Annotated in this window: 12 protein-coding genes, 5 tRNA genes and 1 pseudogene; 5 read left to right on the top strand and 13 right to left on the bottom strand. The window is 63.9% G+C overall.

Annotated features, from left to right (window positions below):
* Positions 1–27 precede the first annotated feature (27 nt).
* The 6 genes from ACVWZ5_RS09965 to ACVWZ5_RS09940 all read right to left on the bottom strand — a co-directional run bounded on the left by ACVWZ5_RS09965 (position 28) and on the right by ACVWZ5_RS09940 (position 1,062).
* Positions 28–252, bottom strand: coding sequence for a hypothetical protein (locus ACVWZ5_RS09965; RefSeq protein ID WP_028690968.1), 225 nt, complete (start codon positions 250–252; stop codon positions 28–30).
* Between the two features lie 248 nt (positions 253–500).
* Positions 501–576: transfer RNA gene (locus tag ACVWZ5_RS09960), tRNA-Gly, on the bottom strand.
* Positions 577–657: 81 nt separating this feature from the next.
* Positions 658–733, bottom strand: a tRNA-Gly gene (locus tag ACVWZ5_RS09955).
* 5 nt (positions 734–738) lie between these two features.
* Positions 739–814, bottom strand: a tRNA-Glu gene (locus tag ACVWZ5_RS09950).
* 92 nt (positions 815–906) lie between these two features.
* A tRNA-Gly gene (locus tag ACVWZ5_RS09945) sits at positions 907–982 on the bottom strand.
* Positions 983–986: 4 nt separating this feature from the next.
* A tRNA-Glu gene (locus ACVWZ5_RS09940) sits at positions 987–1,062 on the bottom strand.
* A gap of 442 nt (positions 1,063–1,504) precedes the next feature.
* Between ACVWZ5_RS09940 and ACVWZ5_RS09935 the strand changes: the two genes are divergently transcribed.
* Positions 1,505–2,272 (top strand): hypothetical protein, encoded by a 768-nt coding sequence (locus ACVWZ5_RS09935; RefSeq protein WP_028691717.1) that lies wholly within the window; start codon positions 1,505–1,507, stop codon positions 2,270–2,272.
* 77 nt (positions 2,273–2,349) lie between these two features.
* Here ACVWZ5_RS09935 and ACVWZ5_RS09930 read toward each other — a convergent pair whose 3' ends face one another.
* Complete coding sequence (locus ACVWZ5_RS09930) at positions 2,350–2,832, bottom strand: GAF domain-containing protein (protein WP_028691718.1); 483 nt, start codon at positions 2,830–2,832, stop codon at positions 2,350–2,352.
* The gene (locus tag ACVWZ5_RS09925; RefSeq protein WP_084941800.1) at positions 2,833–3,720 is read right to left on the bottom strand and encodes an ATP-binding protein; all 888 of its coding nucleotides are present in this window, start codon (positions 3,718–3,720) and stop codon (positions 2,833–2,835) included.
* Between the two features lie 103 nt (positions 3,721–3,823).
* Here ACVWZ5_RS09925 and ACVWZ5_RS09920 point away from each other — a divergent pair, with 103 nt between their 5' ends.
* The gene (locus ACVWZ5_RS09920; RefSeq protein WP_336196502.1) at positions 3,824–6,178 is read left to right on the top strand and encodes a response regulator; all 2,355 of its coding nucleotides are present in this window, start codon (positions 3,824–3,826) and stop codon (positions 6,176–6,178) included.
* On the opposite strand, the gene ACVWZ5_RS09915 is transcribed toward ACVWZ5_RS09920, so the two are convergent.
* Both ACVWZ5_RS09915 and msrB read right to left on the bottom strand, forming a co-directional pair.
* Positions 6,168–6,656: a glutathione peroxidase gene (locus ACVWZ5_RS09915; RefSeq protein WP_062573268.1), complete on the bottom strand. Its 489-nt coding sequence runs from the start codon at positions 6,654–6,656 to the stop codon at positions 6,168–6,170. The genes ACVWZ5_RS09920 and ACVWZ5_RS09915 overlap by 11 nt on opposite strands.
* Positions 6,657–6,668: 12 nt before the next feature.
* Positions 6,669–7,064, bottom strand: coding sequence for a peptide-methionine (R)-S-oxide reductase MsrB (gene msrB, locus ACVWZ5_RS09910; protein ID WP_301140298.1), 396 nt, complete (start codon positions 7,062–7,064; stop codon positions 6,669–6,671).
* Between the two features lie 167 nt (positions 7,065–7,231).
* On the opposite strand from msrB, the gene ACVWZ5_RS09905 reads away from it, so the two are divergent.
* Both ACVWZ5_RS09905 and htpX read left to right on the top strand, forming a co-directional pair.
* Complete coding sequence (locus tag ACVWZ5_RS09905; RefSeq protein WP_028691723.1) at positions 7,232–8,443, top strand: pyridoxal phosphate-dependent aminotransferase; 1,212 nt, start codon at positions 7,232–7,234, stop codon at positions 8,441–8,443.
* Positions 8,444–8,662: 219 nt separating this feature from the next.
* Positions 8,663–9,550, top strand: coding sequence for a protease HtpX (gene htpX, locus ACVWZ5_RS09900; protein WP_028691724.1), 888 nt, complete (start codon positions 8,663–8,665; stop codon positions 9,548–9,550).
* A gap of 70 nt (positions 9,551–9,620) precedes the next feature.
* Here the strand turns inward: htpX and ACVWZ5_RS09895 are convergent, their stop codons facing one another.
* On the bottom strand, positions 9,621–10,271 hold the full coding sequence (locus ACVWZ5_RS09895) for a thiopurine S-methyltransferase (protein WP_062573266.1): 651 nt from the start codon (positions 10,269–10,271) through the stop codon (positions 9,621–9,623).
* Between the two features lie 101 nt (positions 10,272–10,372).
* On the opposite strand from ACVWZ5_RS09895, the gene ACVWZ5_RS09890 reads away from it, so the two are divergent.
* Positions 10,373–11,125 (top strand): DODA-type extradiol aromatic ring-opening family dioxygenase, encoded by a 753-nt coding sequence (locus ACVWZ5_RS09890; protein ID WP_062573265.1) that lies wholly within the window; start codon positions 10,373–10,375, stop codon positions 11,123–11,125.
* A 109-nt stretch (positions 11,126–11,234) separates the two neighbouring features.
* On the opposite strand, the pseudogene ACVWZ5_RS09885 reads toward ACVWZ5_RS09890, so the two are convergent.
* Both ACVWZ5_RS09885 and ACVWZ5_RS09880 read right to left on the bottom strand, forming a co-directional pair.
* Positions 11,235–12,945: pseudogene (locus ACVWZ5_RS09885) on the bottom strand (DEAD/DEAH box helicase).
* Positions 12,946–13,230: 285 nt separating this feature from the next.
* Entirely contained in the window at positions 13,231–13,986 is a 756-nt protein-coding gene (locus ACVWZ5_RS09880; protein ID WP_062573264.1) for a spermidine synthase, read from the bottom strand.
* Positions 13,987–14,073 lie beyond the last annotated feature (87 nt).

Raw genomic sequence — 14,073 nt, 5'->3', positions numbered from 1 at the left:
CTAATCACCTGAGCGGGACAAGTGAATTCACTCCGCCAGATCACGATCTAGCAAATCAGGGGGAATCCTAGCCTTACCCCCGAAAAAATGATGCGCCGAAGAACATAAGAACTCTGCTTCCAGTCGAAGTCGTTCTACCTGCGAAGGGGGCTGTTGCCCTTTACTTTCTTCATAACGCCTCCACGCATCGACCGCCCGTTTACATATCTCCAGCTGGACTTCCAAATCCGTCTTTTCGATCGTCACGGTCATTGCTCCTTCCTTGTTCAAGGCAGAATGGAGTGGGATCAGGCGCGCCCAACATTCTCCCCCGACAGAGTAATAACTGATGGTATAAGTACGAACATCGGGCACGTAACGAGTAGCGCCATGTCGTTGTACGCCCTCAGACGACATTATCCAACTAGCAAAATTGATAGGTGTGCTGAGCCAGCTCGCCCCAAAAACCAACCACGCGAGCAAAAAAAAACGCCACTTCAAACGAAGTGGCGTTTTCAATGTGGAGCGGGAAACGAGACTCGAACTCGCGACCCCGACCTTGGCAAGGTCGTGCTCTACCAACTGAGCTATTCCCGCAGGGTGAAGCTTTACCGCATGTGGCGTGAAGCGCCTTGACGACCTTCACCACCTGCACCGCTGAGAACGATGCGTTGAAACTGGAGCGGGAAACGAGACTCGAACTCGCGACCCCGACCTTGGCAAGGTCGTGCTCTACCAACTGAGCTATTCCCGCAAACATGGCGTCCCCTAGGGGACTCGAACCCCTGTTACCGCCGTGAAAGGGCGGTGTCCTAGGCCACTAGACGAAGGGGACTAAGCCGACGCTTTTCAGCGCACCAGAACATGAACCTCACGATTCAGCCTGGATTTTCTTTTCCTGCCCTGCCGAAGCAGTGCCGGAGAAACTGGAGCGGGAAACGAGACTCGAACTCGCGACCCCGACCTTGGCAAGGTCGTGCTCTACCAACTGAGCTATTCCCGCAATGTGGCGTCCCCTAGGGGACTCGAACCCCTGTTACCGCCGTGAAAGGGCGGTGTCCTAGGCCACTAGACGAAGGGGACACGCTGCTCGCATTACCTTTTAAAGTACTGCATGCTTTCACTCCCTGCCGCGTTTCGCTGTGTGCTTTACGCTGCAAGTGGCGCGCATTCTATGGATGCCTTGGAAGGTCGTCAACCCCTTTGTAGAAATTTATTTAAATCAATGACTTCCCGTCGTCATGGCGGTGGTGCAGGATGCGTCCGGGGATTGGCGTTGCTTTTCTGACGTTGGCTCGGCAAGCTCGTAGCGATATGCCACTATCTGTAGGTTTTGGATTACGCGCCGATACATATAGACAAGGCTTGGCCCATCGCGAGGCAAGTCGCATCGGCGCACCGCCGCTCCCACGCATATCTACAGATATGAGGGAGCGCAGGCTGTTCCGCCAGGCTGCACTGTTCGCTTTCGGGCGGACTCACTACACTCTCGATAGATGCAAAACTTCTTCATGAGGCGTTAACGGTGACACCACTTCTGATCACCCTGCTTATCGTTGCGGGTATCGCGCTGCTGATCGTGATCGGCTACCTCAACAATGTGGTCGAGAACGGCAAGCTCGAGCGTGCACGGCTCAAGGTCGAGCTGGCCGACCGCCTGCGCCGCTGCGGCGAAATCACCGAGACCTTCCCCGGGCAGTTCATGACGCCCGCGCTCAAGCTGCTGCTGACCCGCCTGGAACTGAACCTCAATCAGCGCCAGCTGGCCCTGGACAAGCACAGTGGCGACCTCAAGGCGCGCATCGCCGAGCTGGAAGGGCTGATCGCCCAAGGCGAGAGGATACCGGTCAGTAACCCGCCCTCGCCCATCCAGACCGAGGTAAAGGCCAAGGACGTGCGCTTTTTGCTGGAACTGCTGCACAACCAGATCGTGCGTGCCACCCAGGAAGGCTTCCTGGCGACCAACGAAGGCAAGTATTGGGTCAAGGAAATCCGTCATATCCTCGTGCTGCTGCATATCGAGTTCTTCAACAACCTCGGCCAGCAGGCCCTGCAGCAGAACCAGCCAGGCCAGGCGCGCCTGGCCTTCGAGCGTGGCGTGCAGTACCTGCGCAAGCAACCTGAGCCCAAGCAGTATGAAGAGCAGCTGACTTACCTTGAGAAACTGCTGAACCGGGCCAATGCCCAGGTGCTGGACCAGATGGAACCGGCGGAGAATGAACAGAACGCGCTGACCCAGGGGCTCAAGACCGACGAGGATGAGACCTGGAAGAAGAAGGTCATCTACGACTGACAGCGCTGGCTCTATCGCGGGGCAAGCCCGCTCCCACGACCCAAAAGAAAGGGGCCTTCGCAGGCCCCTTCTTCATTTCAGCAATCGGTCAACGCGAGGAACACCTCGACCAACCGCTCCAGCCCTGCCTGGTCGGCCTCGCTGAAGCGCGCCAGCTTCGGGCTGTCCAGGTCGAGCACGCCGATCAGCCTTCCGGCCTTGACCAACGGAATCACCAGTTCGCTGTTGGACGCGCTGTCACAGGCGATATGCCCGGGAAACGCGTGCACGTCCTCGACCCGCTGGGTCGTGCGGGTGGCCGCCGCGGCGCCGCATACACCCCGACCGAACGGGATGCGCACGCACGCCACCTGGCCCTGGAACGGGCCGAGCACCAGCGCTTCGTTGCGGTTGATATAGAAGCCCGCCCAGTTCAGGTCCTCTACCTGGTTGTAGAGAAACGCCGAGAACTGCGCGGCGTTGGCGATGAAGTCGCGCTCGTCGGCGAACAGCGCCTGCACTTGCGCGGCCAGCAGGTCGTAGCCGTCGAGGCCTTGGCCACTGGCGTTGAGGTCGATCATTTATTTCTGCTCCAGCAATTGCAGCCCGACCCAGTAGCGGGCGAACTGATAGGCACAACGGCCATTACGGTTACCGCGGCCGGTGGCCCAGCGCACGGCGAGGATGTCGAGCGCTTCGCTGCGCTGCCACTGCAGCCCGGCCGGGCGCGCCAGCTGGCCGATCCAGTGCTCGACCACGTTGAGGAAGTGCTCCTGGCTGAACGGGTAGAACGACAGCCACAGGCCGAAGCGGTCGGACAGGGCGATCTTGTCCTCCACCGCTTCGTTGGGGTGCAGCTCGCCGTCGACCATCTTCCAGTTCTCGTTGTCGCTCTGCTTCTCCGGCACCAGGTGGCGGCGGTTGGAGGTGGCGTATAGCAGCACGTTGTCCGGGGCCTGTTCCAGCGAGCCGTCGAGCACGCTCTTGAGCACCCGGTAATCGCCCTCCCCGGCTTCGAACGACAGGTCGTCGCAGAACAGGATGAAGCGTTGTTCAAGTTTTTGCAGTTGCTCGACCACCCGTGGCAGGTCGGCCAGGTGGTCGCGCTCGATTTCAATCAGGCGCAGGCCCTGGCCCGCATGCTCGGCCAACAGCGCCCGCACCAGCGACGACTTGCCGGTGCCGCGCGAGCCCCACAGCAGGGCGTGGTTGGCCGGCATGCCGTTGATGAACTGGTGGGTATTGCGGCCCAGCTGTTCGCGCTGCTGGTCGACACCGATCAGGTCGGACAGGCGGATGTCGAGGCTGACCTCCAGCGGCATCAGGTAGCCGCTGCGGCCGTCGCGTTGCCAGCGGGCGGCCAGGGTACGGGTCCAGTCGATGTCCGGGCGTGGGGCAGGCAGCAGGGGTTCGAGGCGGGCGAGGACCGATTCGGCACGGTCGAGAAAAGCATTGAGACGGGCGTCCATGACGACTCCTATTGATTTCAGTTTTTTGGGGCCGCAGCGGCCCTTAATCGACGATCAACTGAAATGAACAGACAGACCCGCCAGCAGCCAGGGCTGATCGGCTATGCTTGCGCAGCGCACGGAGCAAGTAACCGGCTTGGGACCCATGGATATCAAGTTCACCAATCGCCTGTCATACAAGCAAGCCCGGTTGACAGTCCTGGTCGGCTTCATCCTGGGAACATTGCTCAGTCTCATCCAGATCGGCATCGATTATGCCAGCGAAGACGCGTCCATCAACCGTGAAATTCAGGCACTGCTGAAGATCAGCCACGACACGGCCTCGCGCATCGCCTACAACATCGACACGGAGCTGGCCCAGGAGCTGACCGGCGGCCTGCTGAAATCGCCGGCGCTGATCCGCGCGCGGCTGATCGACAACAACGACACGGTGCTGGCCGATGTACAGCGCCCGAGCATGGAAAGCCGCTACCGGGCGCTGTCGGACTTCCTGTTCGGCGAGCAGCGCCAGTTCCAGGACCGGCTGTTCCTCGCCCATATGCCCGATGAATACCTTGGCACCCTTTACCTGGATGTCGACACCTACACCTTCGGCGCACGCTTCCTCGACCGCGCCGGGGTCACCCTGGTCAACGGTTTCGCCCGCAGCCTGGTGCTTACCGGCATCCTCCTGGGGCTGTTCTACCTGATGCTGACCAAGCCACTGGTGACGGTGATCGGCGCACTCAGCGGCAACGATGCGCGCACGCCCAGGCAGAACCGGGTGGACTGCCCCAAGGGCCACGAGAACGACGAGATCGGCGTGCTGGTGCGGGTCGCCAACCAGCAGTTCGTCAGCATGGCCACCGAGATCCAGCAGCGGCGCACCGCCGAGAACCGCCTGACCCAGTACCTCAACGAGCTGGAAGACATCGTCTCGGCACGCACCAACGAGCTCAAGGCCAGCAACAGCCGCCTGAGCCTGTCCAACCAGGAGCTGGACGAGGCGCGCCAGCGCGCCCTGGACATGGCCCAGGCGCGCGCCGCCTTCCTGGCCAACATGAGCCACGAGATCCGCACGCCGCTCAACGGCATGCTGGGCATGATCGCCCTGGCCCTGGACAGCGGCCTGGCGCCCGAGCAGCGCCAGCAGCTGTCGATCGCCCATGACTCGGGCAAGGTGCTGGTGGAGTTGCTCAACGATATTCTTGACCTGTCCAAGTTCGATGCCGGCCAGCTGGAGCTCGAGCGCATTCCGTTCGACCTTGGCGCGATGGTCGAAGACACCGCCAACCTGCTGTCGCAAAATGCCGCGCCCAGTGTCGAGCTGACCTGCCTGGTCGCCCCGGACTTTCCCAGCACGGTGCTGGGTGACCCCACCCGGGTGCGGCAGATCGTCAGCAACCTGTTGTCCAACGCCCTCAAGTTCACCCGTTTCGGCCGCGTCGATGTGCGCCTGAGCAGCATCGTCGGCGGCGTCCGCCTGGAGGTGAGCGACACCGGTATCGGCATCCCCGAGGAGGCCCAGGCGCGGATCTTCCAGCCGTTCACCCAGGCCGGCGCCGGCATCACCCGCCAGTATGGCGGCACCGGCCTGGGCCTGGCCCTGACCCGCAACCTGTGCCAGGCCATGCAGGGGCATCTGCATATCCATTCCGAAACCGGCTTCGGCAGCCGGTTCAGCGCCGACCTGCCGCTACCGGCACACACCGCGGCGATCCCGCCGGCGCCGCTGAGCGGGCGGGTGGTGGCCCTGGGCAACCCCGGCAGCGGCCTGGCCGAGCTGCTGCAGGGGCTGCTGCCACGCTGGGGGCTGGAATACGCGCGCCACGAGAACGCCAGCGAACTGACAGGCACGGCCGTCGACCTGCTGATCACCGACGATCTGGACCACGTGCTCGACCTGCGCCCGGCCATCGAGGCGCCAATCCTGCTGGTGACCGCCTACGGCAATTTCCTGCCCGCCGAGCAGGCCGAGCAGCTGGCGCCCCTGCAACAACTGGCCCGCCCCCTGGCGCGCAACGCTCTGTACCAGACCCTGCGCCGCACCTTGCAGGGCGAGCCCAACGCGCCCCTGCCCCACGAGGTGCCGGCCTCGCGCGAGCTACGGGCGCGCATCCTGCTGGTGGAGGACAACCCGGTGAACCAGCTGGTGGCCAAGGGCATGCTGGGCAAGCTCGGCTGCCAGGTACAGGTGGCCGCCCACGGCCAGGAGGCCCTGGACTGTCTGGAGCAAGGCAGCTTCGACCTGGTGCTGATGGACTGCAACATGCCGGTGATGGATGGCTACGAGGCCAGCCGGCGCATCCGCCAGAGCAGCCGCTGGCCGGAGCTGCCGATTGTCGCGCTGACCGCCAACGCCATGCCTGAGGAGCGCGAGCGCTGCCGCGCCGCGGGCATGAACGACTACCTGGCCAAGCCGTTCCGCCGCGAGGAACTGCTGGCGCTGATCGAGCACTGGGTGCCGGTCAGCGGTTGAGCAGCGGCTCGATCGCCGATTTCAGCGCCTCGGGCTTGGTGGTCGGGGCGAAGCGGCTGACCTTGCCGGTGCGCGGGTCGACCAGGAACTTGGTGAAGTTCCACTTGATCTTCTGCGTGCCCAGCACGCCCGGCGCGCGGCGCTTGAGCTCGGCGAACAGCGGGTGGGCACCGGGGCCGTTGACCTCGACCTTGCGAAACAGCGGGAAACTCACGCCGAAGTTGAGCTCGCAGAACTGCGCGATCTCGCGGGCGTCGCCCGGCTCCTGCTTGCCGAACTGGTTGCAGGGGAAGCCCAGCACCACCAGGCCCTGGTCACGGTAGGCCTGCCACAGGCGTTCGAGGCCCTTGTACTGCGGGGTGAAACCGCACTGGCTGGCGGTGTTGACCACCAGCAGCGCCTTGCCGGTGAAGTCGCCCAGCACTTTCTGTTCGCCACCGAGGGTGACGCAGGGGATGTCCAGCAGCGCATCGGCCATGTTCGCTCTCCGTCAATCGCGTGGCTTGAGGTCCAGGCACACCGAGTTGATGCAGTAGCGTAGCCCGGTCGGCGGCGGGCCGTCGGGAAATACATGGCCCAGGTGGGCGTCGCACCGGGCGCAGGTGACTTCGGTGCGGATCATGCCGTGGGAGGTGTCGCGGATCTCGATCATCGCGGCCTCGTCGATCGGCGCGTAGAAGCTCGGCCAGCCGCAGCCGGAATCGAACTTGGTCTTGGCGTCGAACAGCGGCAGGTCACAGCAGACGCAGTGGTAGATGCCGTCGCCGCGCTCGCTGTTGTACTTGCCGCTGAACGGCCGCTCGGTGCCCTTGAGCCGGCACACCTGGTACTGGTCCGGATCGAGCATGGCGCGCCATTCGTCCAGGGTTTTGTCGATCTTTTGCATGATTGAACCTCGGCAGGCTGATTTTCACCTCGCACCGGCTTTTCCCTGGCGCGGGTGGCACGTATATTAGTTGGCTTCGTGTGCAAGGCAGCCAGTCTGGCACCCGCTTCCCGCCCTTTCAAACCTTTCGAGCAAGGGCGGCGCGTATTCTCACTCGGGATCTCATCATGCAGTTCAGCAAATCGAACAAGCTCGCCAATGTCTGCTACGACATTCGCGGCCCAGTGCTCAAGCACGCCAAACGCCTGGAAGAGGAAGGCCACCGCATCCTCAAGCTGAACATCGGCAACCCGGCGCCGTTTGGTTTCGAGGCGCCGGACGAGATCCTCCAGGACGTGATCCGCAACCTGCCCACCGCCCAGGGCTACAGCGACTCCAAGGGCCTGTTCAGCGCGCGCAAGGCGGTGATGCAGTACTGCCAGCAGAAGGAAATCGAAGGCGTCACCATCGAGGACATCTACCTGGGCAACGGCGTCTCCGAGCTGATCGTGATGTCGATGCAGGCGCTGCTCAACAACGGCGACGAGGTGCTGATCCCGGCGCCTGACTACCCGCTGTGGACCGCCGCGGTGAGCCTGGCCGGCGGCAAGCCGGTGCACTACCTGTGCGACGAGCAGGCCGACTGGTTCCCGGACCTGGACGACATCAAGGCCAAGATCACCCCGAACACCAAGGCCCTGGTGATCATCAACCCGAACAACCCGACGGGCGCGGTGTACTCCAGGGAGCTGCTGCTGGGCATGCTGGAGCTGGCGCGCCAGCACAACCTGGTGGTGTTCTCCGACGAGATCTACGACAAGATCCTCTATGACGAGGCCGTGCACATCAGCACCGCGTCGCTGGCCCCGGACCTGCTGTGCCTGACCTTCAACGGCCTGTCCAAGTCGTACCGGGTGGCGGGCTTCCGCTCCGGCTGGCTGATCATCTCCGGGCCCAAGCACCACGCCCAGAGCTACATCGAAGGCATCGACATGCTGGCCAACATGCGCCTGTGCGCCAACGTGCCGGCCCAGCACGCGATCCAGACCGCCCTGGGCGGCTACCAGAGCATCAACGACCTGGTGCTGCCACCGGGCCGCTTGCTCGAGCAGCGCAACCGCACCTACGAGCTGCTCAATGCCATCCCCGGGGTAAGCTGCGTCAAGCCGATGGGCGCGCTGTACGCGTTCCCGAAGATCGACCCGAAGGTCTGCCCGATCTTCAACGACGAGAAGTTCGTGCTTGACCTGCTGCTGTCGGAAAAGCTGCTGATCGTCCAGGGCACGGCGTTCAACTGGCCGTGGCCGGACCACTTCCGCGTGGTGACGCTGCCACGGGTGGATGACCTGGAACAGGCCATTGGCCGGATTGGTAACTTCCTGCGGACCTATTCGCAGTAACACGGCCCCGAGGTAGGAGCGAGCCTTGCCGAGGCGTCGGACCGGCCGCTCCTACCCCCTTACATCCTGCAACGCTCTATCCCACAGCCCTCTCGGCATCCTCTGCCATACTCCTCGCGTACACAGTTTGAAATAGTCGCCCGGTTGAATAGCCGCGCCCTCCCCCTTATATACCCCGCAGTACGCAACGAACTTATCCGTCAGGAGAACGTAACAACCATGATGCGCATTCTGTTGTTTGTAGCCACCAACCTCGCGGTGGTGCTGGTTGCAAGCATTACCCTGAGCCTGTTCGGCTTCAACGGGTTCATGGCGGCCAACGGGGTTGACCTCAACCTCGGCCAGCTGCTGGTCTTCTGCGCCGTGTTCGGTTTCGCTGGCTCGCTCGTCTCGCTGTTCATCTCCAAGTGGATGGCAAAGATGACCACCGGCACCCAGATCATCACCCAGCCCCGCACCCGCCACGAACAATGGCTGCTGCAGACCGTCGAGGAGCTGTCCCGCGAGGCCGGCATCAAGATGCCCGAGGTGGGTATCTTCCCGGCCTACGAGGCCAACGCCTTCGCCACCGGCTGGAACCGCAACGACGCGCTGGTCGCCGTTTCCCAGGGCCTGCTGGAGCGCTTCTCGCCCGATGAGGTGCGCGCGGTGCTGGCCCACGAGATCGGCCACGTGGCCAACGGCGACATGGTCACCATGGCGCTGGTGCAGGGCGTGGTGAACACCTTCGTGATGTTCTTCGCCCGCATCATCGGCAACTTCGTCGACCGGGTGATCTTCAAGAACGAAGAAGGCCACGGCATCGCCTACTTCATCGCGACCATCGTCGCCGAGCTGGTACTGGGCATCCTCGCCAGCATCATCGTCATGTGGTACTCGCGTCGCCGCGAGTTCCGCGCCGACGAAGCCGGCGCCCACCTGGCCGGCACCGGTGCAATGATCGGCGCGCTGCAGCGCCTGCGCTCGGAACAGGGCCTGCCGGTGCACATGCCCGACACCCTGAAGGCCTTCGGCATCAATGGCGGCCTCAAGCATGGCCTGGCCGGCCTGCTGATGAGCCACCCGCCGCTGGAAGACCGTATCGACGCCCTGCGTCGTCGCGGCTGATCCAGGCAGCAACAAGAAAGGGCGACTTCGGTCGCCCTTTTTCATTGCCAGTACCGGCCCCGCGATGGCTTCAACCCCGAACGCTGTAGACTCGCTCAACCAAACTTGCGACACCAGCTTTGAGAAACTTCGGACTCTCGCCCAGAATCTCCCGCGCCTCGACCTCATCGACCCGCCACCCGGCAAACCCTGCCCGCACTTCGGCGTCCGGCACCGAGAACGGCGGTCCGTCGATCAATCCCTGGTCGTACTCCAGGGTCACCAGCAGCCCCCGACAGGCCGCCGGCAACCGCTCCCCCAGCAACGCCATGTACCGCTCGCGCATCGCCACCGGCAAGGCGATCAGCGCCGCCCGGTCATACACCCCCGCGCAATCCGCCAGATCCTCGGCGCGCAGGGCGAACACATCCCCGCACCACAGCTCCACCTCGTCGCTGCGCCACACCTCGAAGGCACCGTGCCGGGAAATTTGCGCCACCAAGCCATGCTCGGTGAAGAAGTCCGCCACCGCCCTGCGCGACAGCTCCACCCCCAGCACCCGATAACCCTGGGCGGCCAGCCAGAGCAGGTCCAGGCTCTTGCCGCACAGCGGCACCAGCACCCGCTCCCCCGGGGCCAGCCCCAAGGTCGGCCAGTGTGCCTGCAGATAGGGATTCACCTGCGGTTGGTGAAAGCCAATCTGGTTGTCCGCCCACCGCTTGTGCCAGAACGCCGGCTCCATGATCCCTCCCGGTTTTTCGATAAAAGACTATGAAAACTTATATTGGATCTCGATCGAAGGCTGATCGAAGATGGCTGCATCTTACCTGCCAGGACCCCGCCATGCTGCCCAGCCTGTTCATCTCCCACGGATCGCCCATGCTCGCCCTGCAACCCGGCGCCAGCGGCCCGGCCCTGGCCACGCTGGCCCGCACCTTGCCCCGCCCGAAAGCGATCGTGGTGGTGTCGGCGCACTGGGAGAGCCGCGAACTGCTGGTGATGGGCAACCCGCAGCCGCAGACCTGGCATGACTTCCATGGTTTTCCGCCGGCGCTGTATGCGGTGCAGTACCCGGCCCCCGGCGCACCGGCTCTGGCCAGGCGGTTGTCCGAACTTCTCGGGGCCCGACTGGATGAGCAGCGGCCCTTCGACCATGGTGCCTGGGTGCCGCTTTCACTGATGTATCCCGAGGCGGATATTCCAGTGGTCCAGGTGTCGCTACCCAGCCAGGCCGGTCCTGATCTGCAACTGAAGGTTGGCCGGGCGCTGTCGGCACTGCGCGAGGAAGGCATCCTGCTGATCGGCTCGGGCAGTATCACCCATAACCTGGGCGAGCTTGACTGGCACGCCGGGCCGGATGCGGTCGAGCCCTGGGCGCTGGCGTTTCGTGACTGGGTGGTGGATCGGTTGAGTGCCGGGGATGAGACGGGACTTGTGGATTATCGGCGGCAGGCGCCGTTTGCGGTGCGCAACCATCCCAGTGATGAACACCTTTTGCCGTTGTTCTTTGCCATGGGGGCTGGCGGGCGATTTGGCATCGTGCACCAGGGGTTTACGCTGGGGGCGCTGGGGATGGATATCTATCGGTTCGATTGAAGGGCCTCTCGCGGGGCAAGCCCGCTCCCACGCACCTCCCGCCTATGTTAGACCTGCAAAAAAAATCCCCGGCCAAGCAGCCGGGGATTTTTTTATTGCAGCGCCAGGATCAATCTTCGCGGTAGCGGCGCAGCTTCAGTTGCTTGCCGGCAACGCGGGTGTCCTTGAGCTTGGTCAGCAGGCGCTCGAGGCCGTCTTCCGGCAGCTCGATCAGACTGAAGCTGTCACGCACCTGGATGCGACCGATGGCGTCACGCGCCAGGCCACCCTCGTTGAGGATCGCGCCCAGCAGGTTCTTGGCGGCGATGCCGTCACGGGCACCCAGGGCGGTACGGCAACGCACGCGGCCTTCGGCCAGCGGCATCGGCGCGCGGCGCTCGCGGTCACCACGGTCCGGACGCTCGCCGCGCTCGGTGCGCTCACCACGCTCACGCGGGGTGTAGGTCGGCACCAGCGGCTGCTCGCGCTCCACCGAAGCCAGGTCCAGCGCCTGGCCGTTGGTGGCCTTGCGCAGCAGGGCCGCAGCCAGGGCACGCGGGGTGCAGCCCAGGTCGGCGGTCAGGCGGTCGAACAGTTCGCCGTGGCTGGCTTCGGACTCGGCCACCAGCGGCGCCAGGCTCTTGGTCAGCTTCTTGATGCGCGCATCCAGCACGGCTTGCGGGTTAGGCAGGCGGGCTTCGGCGACTTTCTGGCCGGTGACACGCTCGATCACCTGCAGCATGCGACGCTCGCGCGGGGTGACCAGCAGCAGCGCACGGCCATCGCGACCGGCACGGCCGGTACGGCCGATACGGTGCACGTAGGACTCCGGGTCGTACGGCATGTCGACGTTGAACACGTGGGTGATACGCGGCACGTCCAGGCCACGGGCAGCGACGTCGGTGGCGACGACGATGTCCAGGCGGCCGTCCTTGAGCGAGTCGATCACGCGCTCACGCTGGTTCTGGGCGATGTCGCCGTTCAGCGCTGCAGCCTTGTAGCCTTTGGCTTCCAGGGCGGCGGCCAGGTCCAGGGTGGCCTGCTTGGTGCGCACGAAGGCGATCAGCGCGTCGAACTCTTCCACTTCCAGCAGGCGCAGCACGGCCGGGATCTTCTGGTCGGCGTGGACCATCAGGTGGGCCTGCTCGATCGCGGTCACGGTCTGGGTCTTGCTCTGGATCTTGACGTGCTTCGGCTCGCGCAGGTGGCGCTCGGCGATGGCACGGATCGAGGCCGGCAGGGTGGCGGAGAACAGCACGGTCTGGCGGGTGGCAGGGATGGCATCGAAGATCACTTCGAGGTCATCCATGAAGCCCAGCTTGAGCATCTCGTCGGCTTCGTCGAGTACCAGGTACTGGACGGTGGACAGGACTTTCTCGTCGCGGCGCAGGTGGTCGCACAGGCGGCCCGGGGTGGCGACGACGATCTGTGCGCCATTGCGAATGGCACGCAGCTGTGGGCCCATCGGGGCACCACCGTACACGGCCACCACGTTAACGCCCGGCATCTGCTTGGCGTAGGTTTCGAAAGCGGTGGCTACTTGCAGCGCCAACTCACGGGTTGGCGCCAGGATCAGGGCTTGCGGTTCGCGCTTGCTCACGTCGATCTTGTTGAGGATCGGCAGGGCGAAGGCAGCGGTCTTGCCGGTGCCAGTCTGCGCCTGGCCGATCATGTCGTGACCGGCGAGGATGATCGGGATCGACTGTTGCTGGATGGCCGACGGCTCTTCATAGCCGGTGGCCAGGACGGCAGCAACGATGTTCGGATTGAGTTCGAGAGCGGCGAATCCGCCGGTTTCCTGGGTCATGGGTCTGCCTCTAGGTGCATCCGCAAAGACCCATGCTCCAAAGCTGCACATGCCTTGAAAGACCAAACGGTCACCCAGGCAGCTTTGGCGGCGGGGATTTGCGAAAACGATTGAAATAGGAACGTCTTGGGGAGGTCCGCCTAGCGGACGCGCAGCCGAAGCTGGATTCGGAGGATTTGCACCACCTGATTTTGAGGTCCGCTAAAAGACCGGCGCGTACTATACCTGAAATAGCCGGGAGTTGTGAGAAATATTTCGAAGATCCAGACTCACATTGGATCCAGGCTGAATCGTTTCCCTGTAGACGCGTACATCCGGATCAGGTCGCCGGACGGATGGCCTTGATCAGGTACTCCAGCGAATAGCCCAAACGCGGCGCCAACGCCTGCGCCCGCGCCCGCACGGCATCGATGTCCAGCGTCTGCTCCAGGTCCGCCGGCACCAGCAGGATCACGTTGCCCTCCTTCACCGGCAGCTCCCAGTAATGCCGGTGATACAACCCACGCAACAAGGCCGCGCCCAACGGCTTGCCGTCATCCCCGGCCCACTGGTTGATCACCAGCCAGCCATCGGGGTTGAGCTGCTTCTGGCAGTTCTCAAGGAACCCCCAGGCCAGGTGGCCGACGCCGGGGCCATAGTCGGTATACAGGTCGACGAACAGCAGGTCGGCCTTCTCGGCGCTGGGCAGCAGTTCGAGGGCGTCGCCCACCCGCACATACAGCCGCGGGTCGTCGTCAAGGCCCATGTACTCCATGGCCAGGCGCGGCACGTCGGGGCGCAGCTCGATGGCCTCGACATCCTCCAGCGGCAGGAACTTCAGGCACGCCTGGGTCAGGGTGCCGGCGCCAAGGCCGAGGAACAGCGCGCTCTCCGGCTGCCCGTGGCACAGCGCACCGACCAGCATGGCGCGGGTGTAGTCGTACTCCAGCCAGCTGGGGTCGGCGGTGAAGGTGCAGCTTTGCTCGATGGCGTCGCCGAACTCGAGGAAGCGATAGTCATCCACCTCGTAGACGCTGATGACGCCAAAGGCGTCCTCGACCCGTGCCAGCAGCCGCTCTTCCCGCTCCGTCGCCATCCTTACCACCCGCCCGCGCAAAACGCCCATTGTCCGCCAATGCCGGTGGTGCAACAAGCACACCCGGGCGTACCATGACCGGCAGGC

The sequence above is a fragment of the Pseudomonas sp. TE6283 genome (assembly GCF_054060555.1).
The sequence above is the reverse complement of the archived record's forward strand: the minus strand, read 5'-3'. Positions and strand labels throughout refer to the sequence as shown.

Bases quoted from the DNA above. Each gene is read 5' to 3' on its own strand.
- htpX (WP_028691724.1), top strand. From the start codon at position 8,663: ATGATGCGCATTCTGTTGTTTGTAGCCACCAACCTCGCGGTGGTGCTG.
- ACVWZ5_RS09930 (WP_028691718.1), bottom strand. From the start codon at position 2,832: ATGATCGACCTCAACGCCAGTGGCCAAGGCCTCGACGGCTACGACCTG.
- ACVWZ5_RS09925 (WP_084941800.1), bottom strand. From the start codon at position 3,720: ATGGACGCCCGTCTCAATGCTTTTCTCGACCGTGCCGAATCGGTCCTC.
- msrB (WP_301140298.1), bottom strand. From the start codon at position 7,064: ATGCAAAAGATCGACAAAACCCTGGACGAATGGCGCGCCATGCTCGAT.
- ACVWZ5_RS09905 (WP_028691723.1), top strand. From the start codon at position 7,232: ATGCAGTTCAGCAAATCGAACAAGCTCGCCAATGTCTGCTACGACATT.
- ACVWZ5_RS09880 (WP_062573264.1), bottom strand. From the start codon at position 13,986: ATGGCGACGGAGCGGGAAGAGCGGCTGCTGGCACGGGTCGAGGACGCC.
- ACVWZ5_RS09920 (WP_336196502.1), top strand. From the start codon at position 3,824: ATGCTTGCGCAGCGCACGGAGCAAGTAACCGGCTTGGGACCCATGGAT.
- ACVWZ5_RS09890 (WP_062573265.1), top strand. From the start codon at position 10,373: ATGCTGCCCAGCCTGTTCATCTCCCACGGATCGCCCATGCTCGCCCTG.
- ACVWZ5_RS09895 (WP_062573266.1), bottom strand. From the start codon at position 10,271: ATGGAGCCGGCGTTCTGGCACAAGCGGTGGGCGGACAACCAGATTGGC.
- ACVWZ5_RS09965 (WP_028690968.1), bottom strand. From the start codon at position 252: ATGACCGTGACGATCGAAAAGACGGATTTGGAAGTCCAGCTGGAGATA.
- ACVWZ5_RS09915 (WP_062573268.1), bottom strand. From the start codon at position 6,656: ATGGCCGATGCGCTGCTGGACATCCCCTGCGTCACCCTCGGTGGCGAA.